Annotated in this window: 16 protein-coding genes and 1 tRNA gene; 7 read left to right on the forward strand and 10 right to left on the reverse strand. The window is 64.6% G+C overall.

What is annotated here, in order from left to right:
• Nucleotides 1–43: 43 nt before the first annotated feature.
• From efp to thiE, 3 genes are all read right to left on the reverse strand, one after another.
• The gene (gene efp, locus FFS68_RS07065; protein WP_137752490.1) at nucleotides 44–607 is read right to left on the reverse strand and encodes an elongation factor P; all 564 of its coding nucleotides are present in this window, start codon (nucleotides 605–607) and stop codon (nucleotides 44–46) included.
• A 101-nt stretch (nucleotides 608–708) separates the two neighbouring features.
• A complete protein-coding gene (locus FFS68_RS07070) occupies nucleotides 709–2,667 on the reverse strand; it encodes an oligopeptide transporter, OPT family (RefSeq protein WP_137752491.1) in 1,959 nt (652 codons plus the stop codon).
• A 298-nt stretch (nucleotides 2,668–2,965) separates the two neighbouring features.
• Nucleotides 2,966–3,604 (reverse strand): thiamine phosphate synthase, encoded by a 639-nt coding sequence (thiE, locus tag FFS68_RS07075; protein ID WP_137752492.1) that lies wholly within the window; start codon nucleotides 3,602–3,604, stop codon nucleotides 2,966–2,968.
• Nucleotides 3,605–3,639: 35 nt separating this feature from the next.
• Between thiE and FFS68_RS07080 the strand changes: the two genes are divergently transcribed.
• The gene (locus tag FFS68_RS07080) at nucleotides 3,640–4,041 is read left to right on the forward strand and encodes a hypothetical protein (RefSeq protein WP_249340058.1); all 402 of its coding nucleotides are present in this window, start codon (nucleotides 3,640–3,642) and stop codon (nucleotides 4,039–4,041) included.
• A gap of 78 nt (nucleotides 4,042–4,119) precedes the next feature.
• Here FFS68_RS07080 and FFS68_RS07085 read toward each other — a convergent pair whose 3' ends face one another.
• The 5 genes from FFS68_RS07085 to tkt all read right to left on the reverse strand — a co-directional run bounded on the left by FFS68_RS07085 (nucleotide 4,120) and on the right by tkt (nucleotide 9,977).
• On the reverse strand, nucleotides 4,120–4,776 hold the full coding sequence (locus FFS68_RS07085; protein ID WP_137752604.1) for an O-methyltransferase: 657 nt from the start codon (nucleotides 4,774–4,776) through the stop codon (nucleotides 4,120–4,122).
• Nucleotides 4,777–4,780: 4 nt separating this feature from the next.
• Nucleotides 4,781–5,650 carry a fructose bisphosphate aldolase gene (locus tag FFS68_RS07090; protein WP_171003778.1) on the reverse strand — a complete coding sequence of 290 codons (870 nt, stop codon included), beginning with the start codon at nucleotides 5,648–5,650 and terminating at the stop codon, nucleotides 4,781–4,783.
• Nucleotides 5,651–5,751: 101 nt separating this feature from the next.
• Complete coding sequence (locus tag FFS68_RS07095; protein WP_137752494.1) at nucleotides 5,752–6,948, reverse strand: phosphoglycerate kinase; 1,197 nt, start codon at nucleotides 6,946–6,948, stop codon at nucleotides 5,752–5,754.
• Nucleotides 6,949–6,965: 17 nt separating this feature from the next.
• Nucleotides 6,966–7,973, reverse strand: a complete 1,008-nt coding sequence (gene gap / locus FFS68_RS07100; protein ID WP_137752495.1) for a type I glyceraldehyde-3-phosphate dehydrogenase — start codon at nucleotides 7,971–7,973, stop codon at nucleotides 6,966–6,968.
• A gap of 36 nt (nucleotides 7,974–8,009) precedes the next feature.
• On the reverse strand, nucleotides 8,010–9,977 hold the full coding sequence (gene tkt, locus FFS68_RS07105) for a transketolase (RefSeq protein WP_137752496.1): 1,968 nt from the start codon (nucleotides 9,975–9,977) through the stop codon (nucleotides 8,010–8,012).
• A 168-nt stretch (nucleotides 9,978–10,145) separates the two neighbouring features.
• Between tkt and FFS68_RS07110 the strand changes: the two genes are divergently transcribed.
• The 4 genes from FFS68_RS07110 to FFS68_RS07125 all read left to right on the forward strand — a co-directional run bounded on the left by FFS68_RS07110 (nucleotide 10,146) and on the right by FFS68_RS07125 (nucleotide 11,855).
• Nucleotides 10,146–10,352, forward strand: coding sequence for a hypothetical protein (locus FFS68_RS07110; RefSeq protein ID WP_137752497.1), 207 nt, complete (start codon nucleotides 10,146–10,148; stop codon nucleotides 10,350–10,352).
• Nucleotides 10,345–10,788 (forward strand): cell division protein ZapA, encoded by a 444-nt coding sequence (locus FFS68_RS07115; RefSeq protein ID WP_137752498.1) that lies wholly within the window; start codon nucleotides 10,345–10,347, stop codon nucleotides 10,786–10,788. The genes FFS68_RS07110 and FFS68_RS07115 overlap by 8 nt, the downstream gene beginning before the upstream one ends.
• A gap of 231 nt (nucleotides 10,789–11,019) precedes the next feature.
• A complete protein-coding gene (locus FFS68_RS07120; RefSeq protein WP_137752499.1) occupies nucleotides 11,020–11,613 on the forward strand; it encodes a 5-formyltetrahydrofolate cyclo-ligase in 594 nt (197 codons plus the stop codon).
• Nucleotides 11,610–11,855: a DUF2842 domain-containing protein gene (locus FFS68_RS07125; protein ID WP_283214593.1), complete on the forward strand. Its 246-nt coding sequence runs from the start codon at nucleotides 11,610–11,612 to the stop codon at nucleotides 11,853–11,855. Before FFS68_RS07120 ends, FFS68_RS07125 begins: the two co-directional genes overlap by 4 nt.
• Nucleotides 11,856–11,934: 79 nt before the next feature.
• On the opposite strand, the gene FFS68_RS07130 is transcribed toward FFS68_RS07125, so the two are convergent.
• Nucleotides 11,935–12,011: transfer RNA gene (locus tag FFS68_RS07130), tRNA-Asp, on the reverse strand.
• Nucleotides 12,012–12,054: 43 nt separating this feature from the next.
• Nucleotides 12,055–13,251 (reverse strand): AI-2E family transporter, encoded by a 1,197-nt coding sequence (locus FFS68_RS07135; RefSeq protein ID WP_171003774.1) that lies wholly within the window; start codon nucleotides 13,249–13,251, stop codon nucleotides 12,055–12,057.
• 197 nt (nucleotides 13,252–13,448) lie between these two features.
• Here FFS68_RS07135 and FFS68_RS07140 point away from each other — a divergent pair, with 197 nt between their 5' ends.
• Nucleotides 13,449–14,465: a DUF11 domain-containing protein gene (locus FFS68_RS07140; RefSeq protein ID WP_137752500.1), complete on the forward strand. Its 1,017-nt coding sequence runs from the start codon at nucleotides 13,449–13,451 to the stop codon at nucleotides 14,463–14,465.
• An 11-nt stretch (nucleotides 14,466–14,476) separates the two neighbouring features.
• Nucleotides 14,477–14,941, forward strand: a complete 465-nt coding sequence (locus FFS68_RS07145) for a DUF11 domain-containing protein (RefSeq protein WP_137752501.1) — start codon at nucleotides 14,477–14,479, stop codon at nucleotides 14,939–14,941.
• Nucleotides 14,942–14,981 lie beyond the last annotated feature (40 nt).

Genomic DNA, 14,981 nt, shown 5'->3' on the forward strand with positions numbered 1-14,981 from the left:
AAAAGACTCCCCTAACCCCTCCCGCAAGCGGAAGGGGAATTACTCAGTCGGCGCGGCGGACATATTCGCGGTCGTACACATGGACGACGATCTTGGTGCCGCTGGTGATGTGCGGCGGCACCATCACGCGCACGCCATTGTCGAGGATCGCGGGCTTGTACGACGATGACGCCGTCTGGCCCTTCACCACCGCGTCGGCCTCGACGATCATCGCTTCGATCGTTTCGGGCAGTTCGACCGAGATCGGGCGCTCTTCCCAAAGCTCGAGCACGACATCCATGCCGTCCTGCAGGAACTCATGCGCGTCGCCGACGACCTCTTTCGAGATATTGATCTGCTCGAAACTATCCTTGTCCATGAACACCAGGTCATCGCCCTCGGCATAAAGGAACTGAAAATCCTTGGTGTCGAGGCGGATTTTCTCGACCGTGTCGGCACTGCGGAACCGGTTGTTCAGCTTGCGGCCGTCGATCAGATTCTTGGCTTCGACCTGCATATAGGCGCCGCCCTTGCCCGGCTGAGTGTGCTGAATCTTGGTGACCTTCCAGATCCCCTTTTCAAATTCGATAATATTGCCGGGACGGATTTCAACGCCGGTGATTTTCATCGCGCACACTCACAGTTCAAGGATGGAAAGAGCAAACCGGCGCCCCGCAGGGCATCGGTATCAGGTGCGCGCCCTTAGCCTTAGACGCGGCCAAGGGCAAGTCAGGGTGTTGCGACGACCATCTGCCGCGTCCGCCGATAGCTGAGCCAGACGAGCCCAACGAACAGGACAAGCCCGACCCACGGCGCAAACGGCGCATAGCCCTCACCCACCACCGCCAGCGGCGCATCGCTGCCGCTGCCCGCGACAATCCCGGCGTACAGCACCCCGAACAGGCTTTCGCCGACGATCATCCCGGTTGCCGTCAGCACGCCCATGCGGTGGGCAAAACCGGCGTTCGGGCGTTTCGCCGCCCAGCGGTCGTAAAACCAGCCGCCGACGGCGCCGATCACCACCGGCAGGATCACCGCCATCGGCAGGTAGATACCGATGCCAATCGCCAGCGGCGGCAAGCGCAGCTTGCCCGCGCGCCCGAGCAGCGCATCGACGATGATGAAACCGACCCCGGCCAGCGCACCATAGCCGAGCATTGTCCAGTTGAGGTCGCCGCCGAGGACACCCTGCGCCAGCGACGAGATCAGCCCCGCCTGCGGCGCCGCGAGTGCTTCGGGGCCCGCGCCCGGGACGCCGACAAATCCGACCGTTTCGTTCAGCACGTTGAGCACCGGCGGCACGATCAGCGAACCGAAGATGACCCCGATGATCAGCGCAACCTGCTGTTTCCACGGTGTCGCGCCAACCAGCTGGCCGGTCTTCAAATCCTGCAAATTGTCGTTGGAAATTGTCGCGATACCGAACACCAGCCCGGTGACGATCAGCGCATAGGCGACCATCGCGTCGATTTCGGCCTCACCCCCGCCGCGGCCGAGCAGGCCGAGCAGCAAAAGCGACGAGGCGATGATCGCGAGGATGCCGATCCCAGACACCGGCGAGTTCGACGCGCCGATCAGGCCGGCCATATAGCCGGTCACCGACGCGATCATCAGCCCGACGACGATGATGAACAGGATCGCGCCCGCGACAAGGATCATCGACGATCCCGCGAGCGGTCCGCCCGCGAGCACTGACCAGAGCAGCCAGCCGATCGGTGCCATCAGCGCCAGCGAGCCGCCGAACACCCAGTTGATCGACATATCCTGTTCTTCGACCGCCATCGTGGCGCCGCCTTGCCGTGCGCGGCTGGCCGCCATCGCCGAACGGATGCCGCCAAGGACGGGTCCTGCAATCTTGACCAGGGTCCAGATTGCCGCGACCGCGATCACCCCGGCGCCAAAAAAGCGCACATCGGCGCGGAACACGGTGTTGGCCAGCGTCTCGGCATCGCCGACACCACCTTGCGTCAGGATCGGCAGCAACACCCACCAGCCGGTGATCAGGCCGACAAGCTGCGCCATGCCGACCGACAGGCCGACCAGATGGCCGACCCCGAACAGGGCAAAACCCAGGCCGCCCGCAATGCCGGTCGCGCCGGTGCCGACGCTGAACCAGCGCGCAACTTCGGCGCCCACCAGCTTCATCTGGGTCAGCAGCGTAAAGGCCGCTGCAATGATCGAATTCCACAGCAGCGCCGACAAGCCCGCCTTGTTTTCCTCGGCGCCCTCGGCGCTCGCCGCGCCGACCTGCAACACTTCGGCGGCGGCGCGGCCTTCGGGATAAGGCAGGTCCGAATCGACAACAAGCGCGCGGCGCAGCGGCACCGAAAAGAGCACGCCCAATATCCCGCCGAGCATGGTGATCGCGGTGGTCTCCAGCATCGGGAAGCCCTGCCAGTACCCGACCATCACCAGCCCCGGCAGCACGAAGATGATCGCCGCCAATGTGCCCGCGGCGCTCGCGATGGTCTGGACGATGTTATTCTCGAGGATCGTCGACCCGGCCATATAGCGCAGCAGCGCCATCGAAATCACTGCGGCGGGGATCGAGGTGGCAAAGGTCAGCCCGACCTTCAGCCCCAGATAGACGTTCGCGGCGGTGAACATCAGCGTCAGGATGCCGCCGAGCAGGATCGCGCGAAGCGTCAGTTCGCGGCCGCGCGCGGCCGCGGTGGTGATTTCGGTCATAAACTTCTCCCCGTCCGCTGTGTTGCGACACACCGCCGCCGTGGCAAGTCAAAATTTGGGCCAGGCAAAACACGACGAACCGAGGCCGATTTGACGCATCGATCCAATATGCGCGCCGCCGCCGCTGCCATATCGGCGGCATGATGCAGGTGGATCTTTCCAAACCGACACCTCGGCCTCGCCGGGGCAGCGAGCGCCCCGTACCGCGCGCTGCCCCGTGCGCCGGCTTGTTCGGGTGGCGCCGGGATGACGCCCGGCCCGGCGTGGCGGGTGAGTCGCCGAAAACGCCAGGGCGTGACTATCCCGCCGGCTGATCTTTCAACAGCGCGCTGAATGCCTGGACGGCCGCTGCCGGGCCGTCCGCATGCGCCCACACCGCGCCCGAAACCGCCAGAAAATCGGCCCCCGCGTCAACCAAGACGCGCGCATTGTCGGTCGTGATCCCGCCAATCGCGACGCAGGGCAGTTCGAACATGCCCTGCCACCATTCCAGAATTTCGGGTTCGGCCTGATGTTCGACCATCTTGGTCGTCGTGGGATAAAAAGCGCCGAACGCCACATAGTCGGCCCCCGCCTCGCCCGCTTCCATCGCCATATGACGGCTGGCGTGACAGGTGACGCCGATCTGGGCATTGGCGCCAAGCTCGCGGCGGGCTTCGCGCGGATCGCCATCGCCCTGCCCGAGATGCACGCCGTCGGCGTCCAGCCGCTTCGCCAGCGCGACATCGTCGTTGACGATGAACGCCACATCGCGCGCGGCGCAGATCGCCTGCAAGGGTTCGGCAAGCCGGACCGCCTCATGCTGCTCCACCCCCTTGACGCGAAACTGGAACGCCGCGACCGGGCCGGCGTCGAGCGCCGCGGTCAATCGGTCGGGAAAATCGCCGTCAACGTCGAGCGGCGAGATCAGGTAAAGCTGGCAGGGGGTGCGGGTCATGGCGGGTTCATAGCGACGCCTTCATCAACCCGCAAATGCAGAACAGCCCTCGCCTCGCCGCCCCCATCCTGTTCGCCGCCCTCGCTTTGTCGGCGTGTACCACAACGCGCGGCCAGACGCCGCTGCCCGACGCCAGCAATGTCACGCTTGGCCAACGGGCCTATGCCGATGGGCCGATCATCCAGCCGGTCGCGGTGCTGGAGGACAGCCGCTGCCCCATGAACGCCCGCTGCGTGTGGGCGGGCCGGGTGCGCGTGCAGATGCTATGGATTCGCGGCAACGGCGACAAGCAGCCGTTCGAGGTGACATTGGGCGAATCGACCCCGCTCGCCGATGGCAGCATCACGCTGGAATCGGTGCGGCCGGACAAGATGACCAATGTTGTGTTGAAGCCGGAAGATTACCGGTTCAGCTTCCGCTTCGACGGCGGCATCTGATTCAAATACTGTAGCCCTGAGCCTGTCGAAGGGCGCCTCACTGAAAAGCGCCCTTCGACAGGCTCTGGGCTACGGTCATCATTTGACCCGCGCCAGCACAAATCCGTCCCATTTCTTCGCGCCGACCGTTTGCACCGCGGTCGCGTCGAGCCGCGGTTCGGCCGCGAGCATGTCGAACAGCGCGCGGGTGCCGATGATCTTCTCATCGTCGCTGGCGATCTCCAGCACCCCGCCTTCGCGGACGACATTGTCGACCACGATCGTCGTCCCGGGGCGCCCGAGCCGGATCGCCTCGTGCACATAGTGCGCGTTATTCTGTTTATCGGCGTCGATGAAAACGAAGTCGAACGGCGGTTCGTCGGTCATCGCGGCAAGGCTGTCGGTCGCCAGTCCAATGCGAATATCGACCTGCCCGGCCACCCCGGCGCGCTCTAGGTTCGCCCGCGCAACGTCGGCGTGATGCGCTTCGAGCTCCATCGTCACCATTTCGCCATCATCAGGCAACGCACGCGCCAGCCAGATCGTCGAATAGCCCCCGAGCGTTCCGATCTCGAGGATGCGTTTCGCCCCCGCGATCTGCGCCAGCAGGAACAGCATCTTGCCCTGCGCCGCCGACACGTCGATCGGCGGCAGGCCTTGGTCGGCATTGTTCGCGAGGGTGGCGGCAAGCGCGTCATCGTCGCCAAGCAGTTTGGCGGCGATATAATTGTCGACGGCTTGCCACCGCTCTCCCATCACATCAGGCTACTGAGGCCGCGTGAATCTCGTGAATCGCGCCCCCGAGCGATTTGTCGAACTCGTCGTCGCTCATCTGGTGGCGGAGGTCTTCAAGCAACGCGCGGCTGAAGCTCGCGATGATGCCCGGGTTCTTCGCCAGCTCGGCGCACGCCTCGGGCCGCGCAAAGCCGCCCGACAGCGCGACGACGCGCAGCACTTTCGGGTGATCGACCAGCGGCTGGAACAGCCCCGCCTCGGTCGGCAGCGACAGCTTCAACATCACCGGCGCGCCGTCCCATGCGTTCAGCGCCGCCAGCGTTTCGTTCAGCAGCAAGCGGTCGGCGGCGTCGCGCTCGGCGCTCTTGATGTTCACTTCGGGTTCGATGATCGGCACCAGCCCATGCGCCGCGATGCGCTTGGCTTCGGCGAACTGCTGTTCGACGATCGCCTTGACCCCCGCCGGGTTAGCGAGGTTGACGACGCTGCGCATCTTGGTGCCGAACACGCCCTTGGCGACCGCGCGCTGGCACAGGGCATCGAGGTCGGGGTTCGGCTTCATCAACTGAACACCGTCAACTTCGTCCTCAAGCCCCTTGTCGACCTTCAGGAACGGCACCACGCCGCGTTCCCAGAGCAGCGCCGGGACCGGCTTGCCATCCGCGTCACCGTCCATCGTCCGCTCGAACAGGATCGCGCCGATCACCTTCTCGCCGTTGAAACACGGCGCGGTGACGATGCGGCTGCGCATCGCGTGGATCAGGCCGAACATCTCTTCGTCATTGGAAAAGGCATCGGCTTCGATGCCATAGCCCTTGAGCGCCTTGGGCGTCGAACCGCCGCTCTGGTCGAGCGCGGCGATAAAGCCCTGCCCCGATTTGATCTGCTCCAGCATGGCGGCGTTGGCGGTCGTCATAGGATCTCCGATGGTTTGCATACGTATGTGGCGGCGCGCATAGCGACCCCGCGGGCGGGATGCAAATGCGCTGGAAAAACTCAGGCTTTAAGCGCGTCCACCCCGGGCAGCGGCTTGCCTTCCATCCATTCGAGGAAGGCACCGCCGGCGGTCGAAACGAAGGTGAAGTCCTTGGCCACCCCGGCGTGATTGAGCGCGGCGACGGTATCGCCGCCCCCGGCGACCGAGATCAGCGATCCTTCGCGGGTCAGCGCCGCGGCGGTTTTGGCCAAGGCGACGGTCGCGGTATCGAACGGCGGCGTCTCGAACGCGCCGAGCGGGCCGTTCCACACCAAAGTGCGGCAATTCTTGAGCACATCTGCCAAGGCTTCGGTCGCCGCCGGGCCGACATCGAGGATCATCTCGTCGGCGGCGACCTCGTGGACATTGACGGTGCGCGTCGGCGGATTGGGCGCGAACTGCTTTGCCACCACGACGTCATAGGGCAGGTGGATCGTGCAGCCCGCGGCGTCGGTGGCATCAAAGATCGCGTTGGCGGTGTCGACCAGCTCATGCTCGCACAGCGACTTGCCGACATCGACGCCGCGTGCCGCGAGGAAGGTGTTCGCCATGCCGCCGCCGATGATCAGATGATCGACCTTGCTCACCAGATGGCGCAGCACGTCGATCTTGCTCGACACCTTGGCGCCGCCGACGACCGCGGCCACCGGATGCGCCGGATTACCGAGCGCCGCGTCGAGCGCCTTGAGTTCGGCCTCCATCGCGCGTCCAGCATAGGCAGGCAGCCGCCGCGCGATACCCTCGGTCGAACCATGCGCGCGGTGCGCCGCCGAAAAGGCGTCGTTGACGTAAAGGTCACCGATTTCAGCGAGCGCGTCGGCAAAGGCCGGATCGTTGGTTTCCTCGCCCGGATAGAAGCGCGTGTTTTCCAACACCGCAACATCGCCCGCGGCAAGCACCGCGATGCCCGCTTTCGCGCCTTCACCGATACATTCAGGGATGAACATCACCGAATGGCCAAGCACATCCTCGACCCCGCCCATCACCAGGCTGAGCGATTGGGTCGGGTTCTTCGCGCCCTTGGGGCGCCCGAAATGCGCCAGCAGCAGGACGATCGCACCTTTGTCTGCCAGCTCGCGGATCGTCGGCATCGCCGCCTCGATCCGCGTCCGGTCGCCGACCGCGCCATCGTTCATCGGGACGTTCAGATCGACGCGCACGAGCACGCGCTTGCCAGTGACGTCACCAATGTCGTCGAGGGTCTTGAACGCGGTCATCGGCGGTTTCCTTGGGTTCAGAGGAATTTGGCAATCACGCCCGCGGTGTCGATCATGCGGTTCGAAAAGCCCCATTCATTGTCGTACCAGCTGAGCACGCGCACCAGCTTGCCGTCGATCACCGCGGTTTCCAGGCTGTCGATGGTCGAGCTGGCGGCATCGTGATTGAAGTCGATCGAGACCAGCGGCTCGTCGGTATAGGCAAGGACACCCTTCAGCGGACCTTCGGCCGCCGCCTTCAGGACCGCGTTGACTTCTTCCCTAGTGGTTTCGCGCAGCGGCGTGAAGGTCAGATCGACGACCGACACATTGGGGGTCGGAACGCGGATGGACGACCCGTCGAGCTTGCCCTTGAGTTCGGGCAGAACCAGGCCGACGGCAACCGCCGCACCGGTCGAGGTCGGGATCATCGACATCGCAGCGGCGCGCGCGCGCCGCGGATCGTCGTGGATCTGGTCGAGGATCTTCTGGTCGTTGGTGTAAGCGTGGATTGTGGTCATCAGGCCGCGCTCGATACCGATCGCTTCATGCAGCACCTTGGCGAAAGGCGCGAGGCAGTTGGTGGTGCACGATGCGTTCGAGATGATCAGGTGATCGGCAGTAATCTTGTCGTCGTTGACGCCGAACACGACAGTCAGGTCGACTTCCTTGGCCGGGGCCGAGATCAGCACGCGCTTGGCGCCGGCATCAAGATGCTTCTGGCCGCCGGCCTTGTTGGTGAAAAAGCCGGTGCATTCCATCACGATATCGATGCCGTTGGCGGCATGCGGCAACGCGGCGGGGTCACGTTCGGCGGTCACCTGAATGCGCTTGTCGTTAACGATCAGGTCATTGCCATCGACCTCGACGCTGCCGTTGAAGGCGCCGTGAACCGAGTCATTGCGGAAAAGACGCGCATTCGCCTTGGCATCGCCCAGGTCGTTGATCGACACCAGCTCGAGGTCGTGGTCGGTCCGCTCCAATATGGCGCGCGCCACATTGCGGCCAATGCGTCCAAAACCGTTGATTGCGACTTTCACTGCCATGTCGAAATAACCTTTCTGCGTAGAGGCCGTCGGTCCTTATGCGCCGAGCCGTGCCAGGATCTGGGGGGTGATAGCATCGACCGTCAGGCCGAAATGCTTGAATAGGTCTTCGATCGGCGCGGAGGCGCCAAAGCTGTCGATGCCGAAGCGCAGACCGTCGCGGCCGGTATAGCGTTCCCAGCCAAAGGTCGTGCCGGCCTCGATCGATACCGTCAGGACATCGCCCGGCAGGATATCGGCCTGATAGGCTGCGCTCTGTTCATCGAACAGCTCGGTCGACACCATCGACACGACGTCGGCACCGTGGCCCGCGGCCTCCAGCTTGTCCGCGATGTCGATCGCCAAAGACACTTCGGACCCGGTGGCGACCAACACCACCTTGCGTGCCGCCGAGGCAGCGCGAAGGCGATAACCGCCTTTCAGACAGAGATTTTCCGTGACGTCATGACGCAGCGGCGGGAGGTTCTGGCGAGTCAGCGCGAGCAGCGACGGCCGGCTTTCCTGCGCCAGCGCCAGCGCCCAGCATTCAGCGGTTTCGACCGCATCGGCGGGGCGAAGAACGAGCAGGTTCGGCATCGCGCGCAGCGATTGCAGATGCTCGATCGGCTGGTGCGTCGGACCATCCTCGCCTAGCCCGATGCTGTCGTGGGTCATCACATAGACGACGCGTTGCTGCTGCAACGCTGACAGACGGATCGCGGCGCGGCAATAATCGGCGAACACCAGAAAGGTGCCGCCATAGGGGACAACGCCGCCGTGCAACGCCATGCCGTTCATCGCCGCCGCCATGCCGAATTCGCGGATGCCATAATAGATATAGCGACCAGAATAATCGTCTTTGGTCAGTGGCTTGGTCGATGATGTTTTGGTGTTGTTTGAACCGGTCAGATCGGCGCTGCCACCAACGAGCGCCGCAATATCAGCGGTCAGCGCGCCGAGCGTGTTTTCCGACGCCTTGCGCGTCGCGACCTTTGGCGGCTCGGCGACGAGGCCGTCGAGATAGGCCTTGAACGCATTGCCTGGAACGACCTTACCGCTTAAGCGATCCGAAAATTCCTTTTTCTTGCCGTTGTTTGCAAGCCGATCATTCCATTCGGCATGAAGCGCGGCGCCGCGGGCGCCGAAACCGGCCCATGCATCGGCCACATCGGCCGGAATGACGAACGGCTCAGCCGTCCAGCCAAGCTCCGTGCGCGCCGCCGCGATCTCGTCGGCACCGAGCGGGGCGCCATGCGTCGCCGACGTCCCCTGCTTGTTCGGTGCCCCGAACCCGATGATGGTCCGGCACGCGATCAGCGACGGGCGCGGATCGGCGAGCGCGGCGTCGAGCGCGCGGCGAATGTCGGCGGGATCATGCCCGTCGCAGCTTTCGACATGCCAGCCGGTCGCCGCATAGCGCGCCGCAATGTCCTCGCTCGTCGACAGGTCGGTCGACCCGTCGATGGTGATCTTGTTATCGTCCCACAGCACGGTCATGCGGCCGAGCTGCAAATGCCCCGCCAGACCAATGGCTTCGTGGTTGATGCCTTCCATCAGGCAGCCGTCGCCCGCGATCACCCAGGTACGGTGATCGACCAGATCGTCGCCATAGAGCGCGTTCAGATGCCGCTCGGCAATCGCCATGCCGACCGCGGTCGCCAGCCCCTGCCCCAGCGGCCCGGTCGTCGTTTCGACGCCTTCCAGCTCGAAATTCTCGGGATGGCCCGCGCACGGGCTGTGCAGCTGGCGGAAATTGCGGATGTCGTCGAGCGTCGGCCGCGCATAGCCCGCAAGGTGGAGCGTCGCATAGGCAAGCATCGAACCATGCCCCGCCGACAGCACGAATCGGTCACGATCGGCCCATTTCGGGTCGGTCGGATCGAACTTCAGATAATCCGAATAGAGCACCGTCGCGACGTCGGCCATGCCCATCGGCATCCCCGGATGGCCGCTGTTTGCGGCCTGGACGGCATCCATCGCAAGCGCGCGGATAGCATTGGCGAGCTGACGTTCGGGCAGTGTCATTGGTCCCCCGGAAATGGCTGGGCAGGCGCCGGACGCTACGTCCCGACTGGATGCGCACAGCCCTTTGCGGCGGCGGGGTCAGGAGTCAACCGCTGCGAAGGGAAAATCGGCGCATTTTGGACCGACAGGGCAATTGCACCCCCTCTCCCGCACTGCTAACCATCGCGCATGGAACTCGACCTCGACGAATCCAGCCTGGCCATCGGCCGTATCGAACGCGCGCTCAGCCGCATCGAAAAGGCGCTGGCCGCCCAGCCAAATCGGCCTCCATCCGCGATTGCCGCCCCCGCAGCCGACCAATCGGCGCTGAAGGCCGAGGTCGCGGCGGTGATCGGCGAACTCGACCGACTGATTGCGGAGGCGGATCGTGGCTGATGTGAAACTGATGATCGCCGGACGGCCCTATGACGTCCACTGCGCCGACGGCGAAGAGGCGCAGCTGCTCCAGCTCGCCGCCGTCGTCGATGAAAAAGCGCGCGAAATCAATGGGGGGACCGAGGTTCGCCAGCTGCTGTTCGCGGCATTGATGCTCGCCGACGATGTCCAGGAAGCCAGGGGCAAGGTCGACAAGGCAGAACCGCAGTCCGATTCGCTGCGCGCCGCCGTGGCGCTCGCCGAAAGCCGCGAGGCCGCGACGCGCGACGAACTGCGCGCCGCGGTGGCGCGCGAACAGGCGGCGCTGAAGGAGCTTGAGGCGGCGCGATTGGCCCCCACCGCACCGTCGCCCGCGACGCCGGCCAATGACCGCGCACTGCTCCAGATCGCCGACCGGATCGAGGCGCTGGCGACGAAAGTCGAGCAAATCCCTTGAGCGCGCGCCCCCGCGCCCCTACATAAGAGGCGGCGGGTACTGCCCGGCACGAGCTTTTGCGAAAATCCCTGAGGCGATACATCATCCTAGGGAGCTGTCCCTGCCCGGACCCTGGTCCGACGTACATGGTTCCCACCTGACGTTACTGGCGTCAGAGGACTTTCCAGCAAACGACCTCGGCGGTCCCGCCAACCGACCCCAGCGCCCGGGTCTAAACCCTCACAGGAGGCGATGACTCCCTTGTCCGCCGATCTGGTCCAGCAAAAGCAGCATTTGCGCGAGAAGCTGCGCTTTCGTCGCAAGCATTTCGCCGCCAATCTCGACCCGATGGCGCAGCTGGCGGCGTTTCGCGCGCTGCCCGCGCCGCTCACCGAGCTTTTGGCCGAGCATGCCGTTATCGGCGCTTATGCCGCGTGGGGCGACGAACCCGACATATTGCCCATGTTCGCCGACGTCGCTGCCGCAGGTGCGCTCGCTCTGCCCCACCACACCGCGCGCATCGACACGATGGGCTTTCGGGGCTGGCGTACCGGCGAGCCGCTGGCAAGGGGACCATGGAGCACGCAGCAGCCCGCGGATGATGCACCGATAGCGAGCCCCAACCTCATCTTTTGCCCGCTCGTCGGATTCGACCGCCAAGGCGGCCGGATCGGCCAGGGCGGCGGCCATTATGACCGTTATTTCGCCGCCCATCCCACGGTCCTGCGGATCGGGGTCGGCTGGTCGGTGCAGGAAATCGACGCCACCCCGCGCGAATCGACCGACATGGCGCTCGACGCCATCCTGACCGAACAAGAATTCATTCTGTGTGGAGATCGTTTGTGAGCGCAGACCGCCAAGACCCTGCCCAGGGCAATCCCCAGCCGAGCTGGCGCAAGCCGGCGGGCATGTTGCTGATCCTGCTGCTCATCGCCGGCTGGACCGCGATCATCGTCAGCCTGTCGCCGTGGGTCGGCGCGTGGCCGGTGCTGGTGCAGGCGGTGTTTTACCTGATCGCGGGGATCGTGTGGATCCTGCCGCTGAAGCCGCTGTTGCGCTGGATGGAATTGGGGACTTGGCGCCGCTAACGAGCGGCGCCAAGTCCCCAATTTCCGATATTGGATAATCCCAAGCTGCGGTGGCCATTCCGTCCGAAAATGGAAGGAATGGCGCGAGTGACGGGGCTCGAACCCGCGACCTCCGGCGTGACAGGCCGGCACTCTAACCAACTGAGCTACACCCGCGTGTGCTTGGGAGCAGCGCCAATATGCGGCGCGCTTCGGCCTGTCAACCGTCGCTTTCTTCGTGGGTGCGATTTAATCGGTCGCGTACCTCGTCGGTGGTAGTGAGCGTACCATGCTCGAACAGGAAACCGGCCAGATCGGGGGTTCCGGTCGATGCCAGCACCGTCTGCAGGATCAGCAGCAACGGCACCGCCAGCAACGCCCCCGGCGTTCCCCATATCCATCCCCAGAAGCTCAGCGAGACCAATATGAGCAGCGGATTGATCGTCAGCCGCTTGCCGAGCACCAGCGGGGTGATCAGATTCGCCTCGACCAGATGGACGCCGATAAAGATCACCGCGGGCAACAGCGCGAGCCCGACCGCGTCAAAGGTCATCAACCCACCCAGCCCCAGCAACGCCGCGGCGACGATCGGCCCCAGATAGGGCACGAAATTGCAGATGCTGACGATCCCGCCCCACATGAAGGGTGACGGCATCCCCAGCGCCCACAGGAGCAGGCTGACGGTCAGCCCCAGGATCGCGTTGATCATCGTGATCGTCGCCAGATAGTCGGCGGTCGCATCGACGACATTCTGGATCACCCGCGCCGTCTGCATCGCCCCGTCAAAGCTGCCGCGGCGCCGGATCGTGCCTTTGCGCAGGCGCGTCCAGCCGGCGAGGAAGAAAAAGATGACCAGCACCGCAAAGAACAGCTGGATCGCAGCGGCCGGCGCCGAGGTGATGAAATAATCGACGACCGACGTCGGCGCGGTCGCCGCCACCGCCTGCGCCGTCGCCTCGCTGCCACTGGCGACCGACATCAGCGTCCGGTCGACAAAGGCTTGCAGCGTCGAGTAAAAATCGATCAGCGGCGCCAGATTGCTCTGGATCCGCGGAATCGAATCGGGAAGCCGCGCGAACCAGTCGGTCGCCGGCACGACGATGATCGCCAGCGCGGCGTTGATCAGCATCACGAACATCGTCAGCGCCAGAAACGATGCCAGCCCCGACGGCACGCCGCGCCGCTCCAGCCATTCGAGCAGTGGCACCAGCGCGATCGCAATCACGATCGCGGCGGTCAGCGGCAGAAAGAATTCGGCACCCGCCTGCAAAGCAAAGGGCAACCCCAGGCAAAAGCTGGCGCCAAAGATCAATGTCAGCGCCGCGAGCAGCCGATCGCGGCGAAAATCGTCGATCTCGATCTGATGCAGCGGATTGGAACGCGGGCGTGCGTCTCTGCTCCCCCGATCGTCCGCCACCCCATCTCTCCTCACGTTAACCCCCTCGTCTTACGCGGGCTTTGCATCTTGCGCCAGTCGCCCCGTTTGCGGCGAACCGTGGGCCTGTTCTGTCCCCGTCTGGGTCAAAACCGCTCTTTCGTACTGCTTTTTAACCAGAAATTACCCTTTTTCATCGATTGAGGGCTCCAAGGACCAACCTGTTCGGAGTCAAAGTGATGATGAAAGCGCCTGTGGGGGGCGCGAAGCATCAGCTTCTACCCTCTTGTTCACTTCTCGCCCTGCTGGCGGCGTTCACGCTGCCGACGCAGGTTCAGGCGCAGGTCGCCACCCCGCCGCTGACGCGGGCCGGGACGACCATCAGCAACACCGCAAGCGCCACTTTTGATACCGGCGGCGGCTCGACCACGATCAATTCGAACCGGGTTGATCTGCTCGTCGACGAACTGCTCGATGTCACCGTCGATTCGAGCAATCCCGCCGATGTGCCGACCACGCCGGGCGCGACCGGACAGGTGCTGACCTTTTCGGTGACCAACACCGGCAATGGCGTCGAAAATTTCGTGCTGAGCACGATCGCCAACGCGGGCGGCGACAATTATGACCCCGTCGTCACCCAAATCTATATCGACAATGGCGACGGCGTGTTCGACCCCGGCACCGACACGCTCTATACCCCGGGCGCCAACGATCCGCAGCTCGATCCCGACGAAAGCGTCACCGTGTTTGTCGTCGCGACGACGCCGGGCGGCGTCGTCGATGGCAATCGCGGCATCGTCAGCCTCGTCGCGGCCGCAGTAACCGGCACCGGCGCGCCGGGAACCAGCTTTGCCGGCCAGGGCGAAGGCGGCGGCGATGCCGTCGTCGGCTCGACCGGTGCCGATGGCGCCGACGCCGGTGCGTTCATCGTCTCGGCGGCCACCGTCACCCTCGTTAAATCGGCGGTGGTGACCAATCCACTCGGCACCGCCGATCCCATTCCGGGCGCGACGATCACTTACACGATCGTTGCCACCGTCGCCGGCAGCGGCTCGGTCAGCGGTCTCGCGATCACCGATAATATCCCGGCGGACACCAGCTATGTCACGGGTTCGATCACGCTGGGCGGCGTCGCGCAGTCCGACGCGGTCGATGCCGACGCGGGCGATTACAACGGCACGCGGATCAACGTCGCGCTCGGCACGGTTGCCGGCGGCCAGACCCGCACCGTCACCTTCCGAACCACGATCGATTGATGGAGATGCCCATGCGCACCGTCCTTTTCCTGTTTCTCGCGGCGCTGTCGCCGGGTCAGGCGCTCGCCGCCAACCAGGTCGCGCTCGCCAATGACGTGTTCGTCGAGCGCGTGACCACCGACGCTCAGGGCAAGCAGCGGATATTGCTCGAAGAACCCAAGGTCGTCGTTCCCGGCGACCGGCTCGTCTTCGTGCTCAATTATCGCAACGCCGGGGCGCAGCCCGCCGACAAGTTCGTCATCACCAACCCCCTGCCCGCGGCGGTGCGCTTTGCCGATGCCGGCGACACAAGGCCGCTCGTCTCGATCGATGGCGGCCGCGGCTGGGGGCAATTGGATCAACTGACGGTAGCGCTGAACGACGGCACCCGCCGCGCGGCGCAGCCGGACGATGTGACCCACATCCGCTGGGCCTTTCAAAAGCCGATCCCGGTCGGCGGCAGCGGCAAGCTGATGTTTCGAGGAGTAGTAAAATAACATAATAAATACAGCCGCTTAATGATTGCCAGCGGTGGGG

Source organism: Sphingopyxis sp. L1A2A (genome assembly GCF_005502465.1).
GTDB lineage: Bacteria > Pseudomonadota > Alphaproteobacteria > Sphingomonadales > Sphingomonadaceae > Sphingopyxis.

What these genes read in the sequence shown, in the direction of transcription:
- FFS68_RS07120 (WP_137752499.1), top strand. Translation starts at nt 11,020, where the DNA reads ATGACTCCCTTGTCCGCCGATCTGGTCCAGCAAAAGCAGCATTTGCGC.
- FFS68_RS07070 (WP_137752491.1), bottom strand. Translation starts at nt 2,667, where the DNA reads ATGACCGAAATCACCACCGCGGCCGCGCGCGGCCGCGAACTGACGCTT.
- FFS68_RS07090 (WP_171003778.1), bottom strand. Translation starts at nt 5,650, where the DNA reads ATGCTGGAGCAGATCAAATCGGGGCAGGGCTTTATCGCCGCGCTCGAC.
- FFS68_RS07145 (WP_137752501.1), top strand. Translation starts at nt 14,477, where the DNA reads ATGCGCACCGTCCTTTTCCTGTTTCTCGCGGCGCTGTCGCCGGGTCAG.
- FFS68_RS07085 (WP_137752604.1), bottom strand. Translation starts at nt 4,776, where the DNA reads ATGGGAGAGCGGTGGCAAGCCGTCGACAATTATATCGCCGCCAAACTG.
- efp (WP_137752490.1), bottom strand. Translation starts at nt 607, where the DNA reads ATGAAAATCACCGGCGTTGAAATCCGTCCCGGCAATATTATCGAATTT.
- FFS68_RS07140 (WP_137752500.1), top strand. Translation starts at nt 13,449, where the DNA reads ATGATGAAAGCGCCTGTGGGGGGCGCGAAGCATCAGCTTCTACCCTCT.
- gap (WP_137752495.1), bottom strand. Translation starts at nt 7,973, where the DNA reads ATGGCAGTGAAAGTCGCAATCAACGGTTTTGGACGCATTGGCCGCAAT.
- FFS68_RS07080 (WP_249340058.1), top strand. Translation starts at nt 3,640, where the DNA reads ATGCAGAACAGCCCTCGCCTCGCCGCCCCCATCCTGTTCGCCGCCCTC.
- FFS68_RS07110 (WP_137752497.1), top strand. Translation starts at nt 10,146, where the DNA reads ATGGAACTCGACCTCGACGAATCCAGCCTGGCCATCGGCCGTATCGAA.
- thiE (WP_137752492.1), bottom strand. Translation starts at nt 3,604, where the DNA reads ATGACCCGCACCCCCTGCCAGCTTTACCTGATCTCGCCGCTCGACGTT.
- FFS68_RS07095 (WP_137752494.1), bottom strand. Translation starts at nt 6,948, where the DNA reads ATGACCGCGTTCAAGACCCTCGACGACATTGGTGACGTCACTGGCAAG.
- tkt (WP_137752496.1), bottom strand. Translation starts at nt 9,977, where the DNA reads ATGACACTGCCCGAACGTCAGCTCGCCAATGCTATCCGCGCGCTTGCG.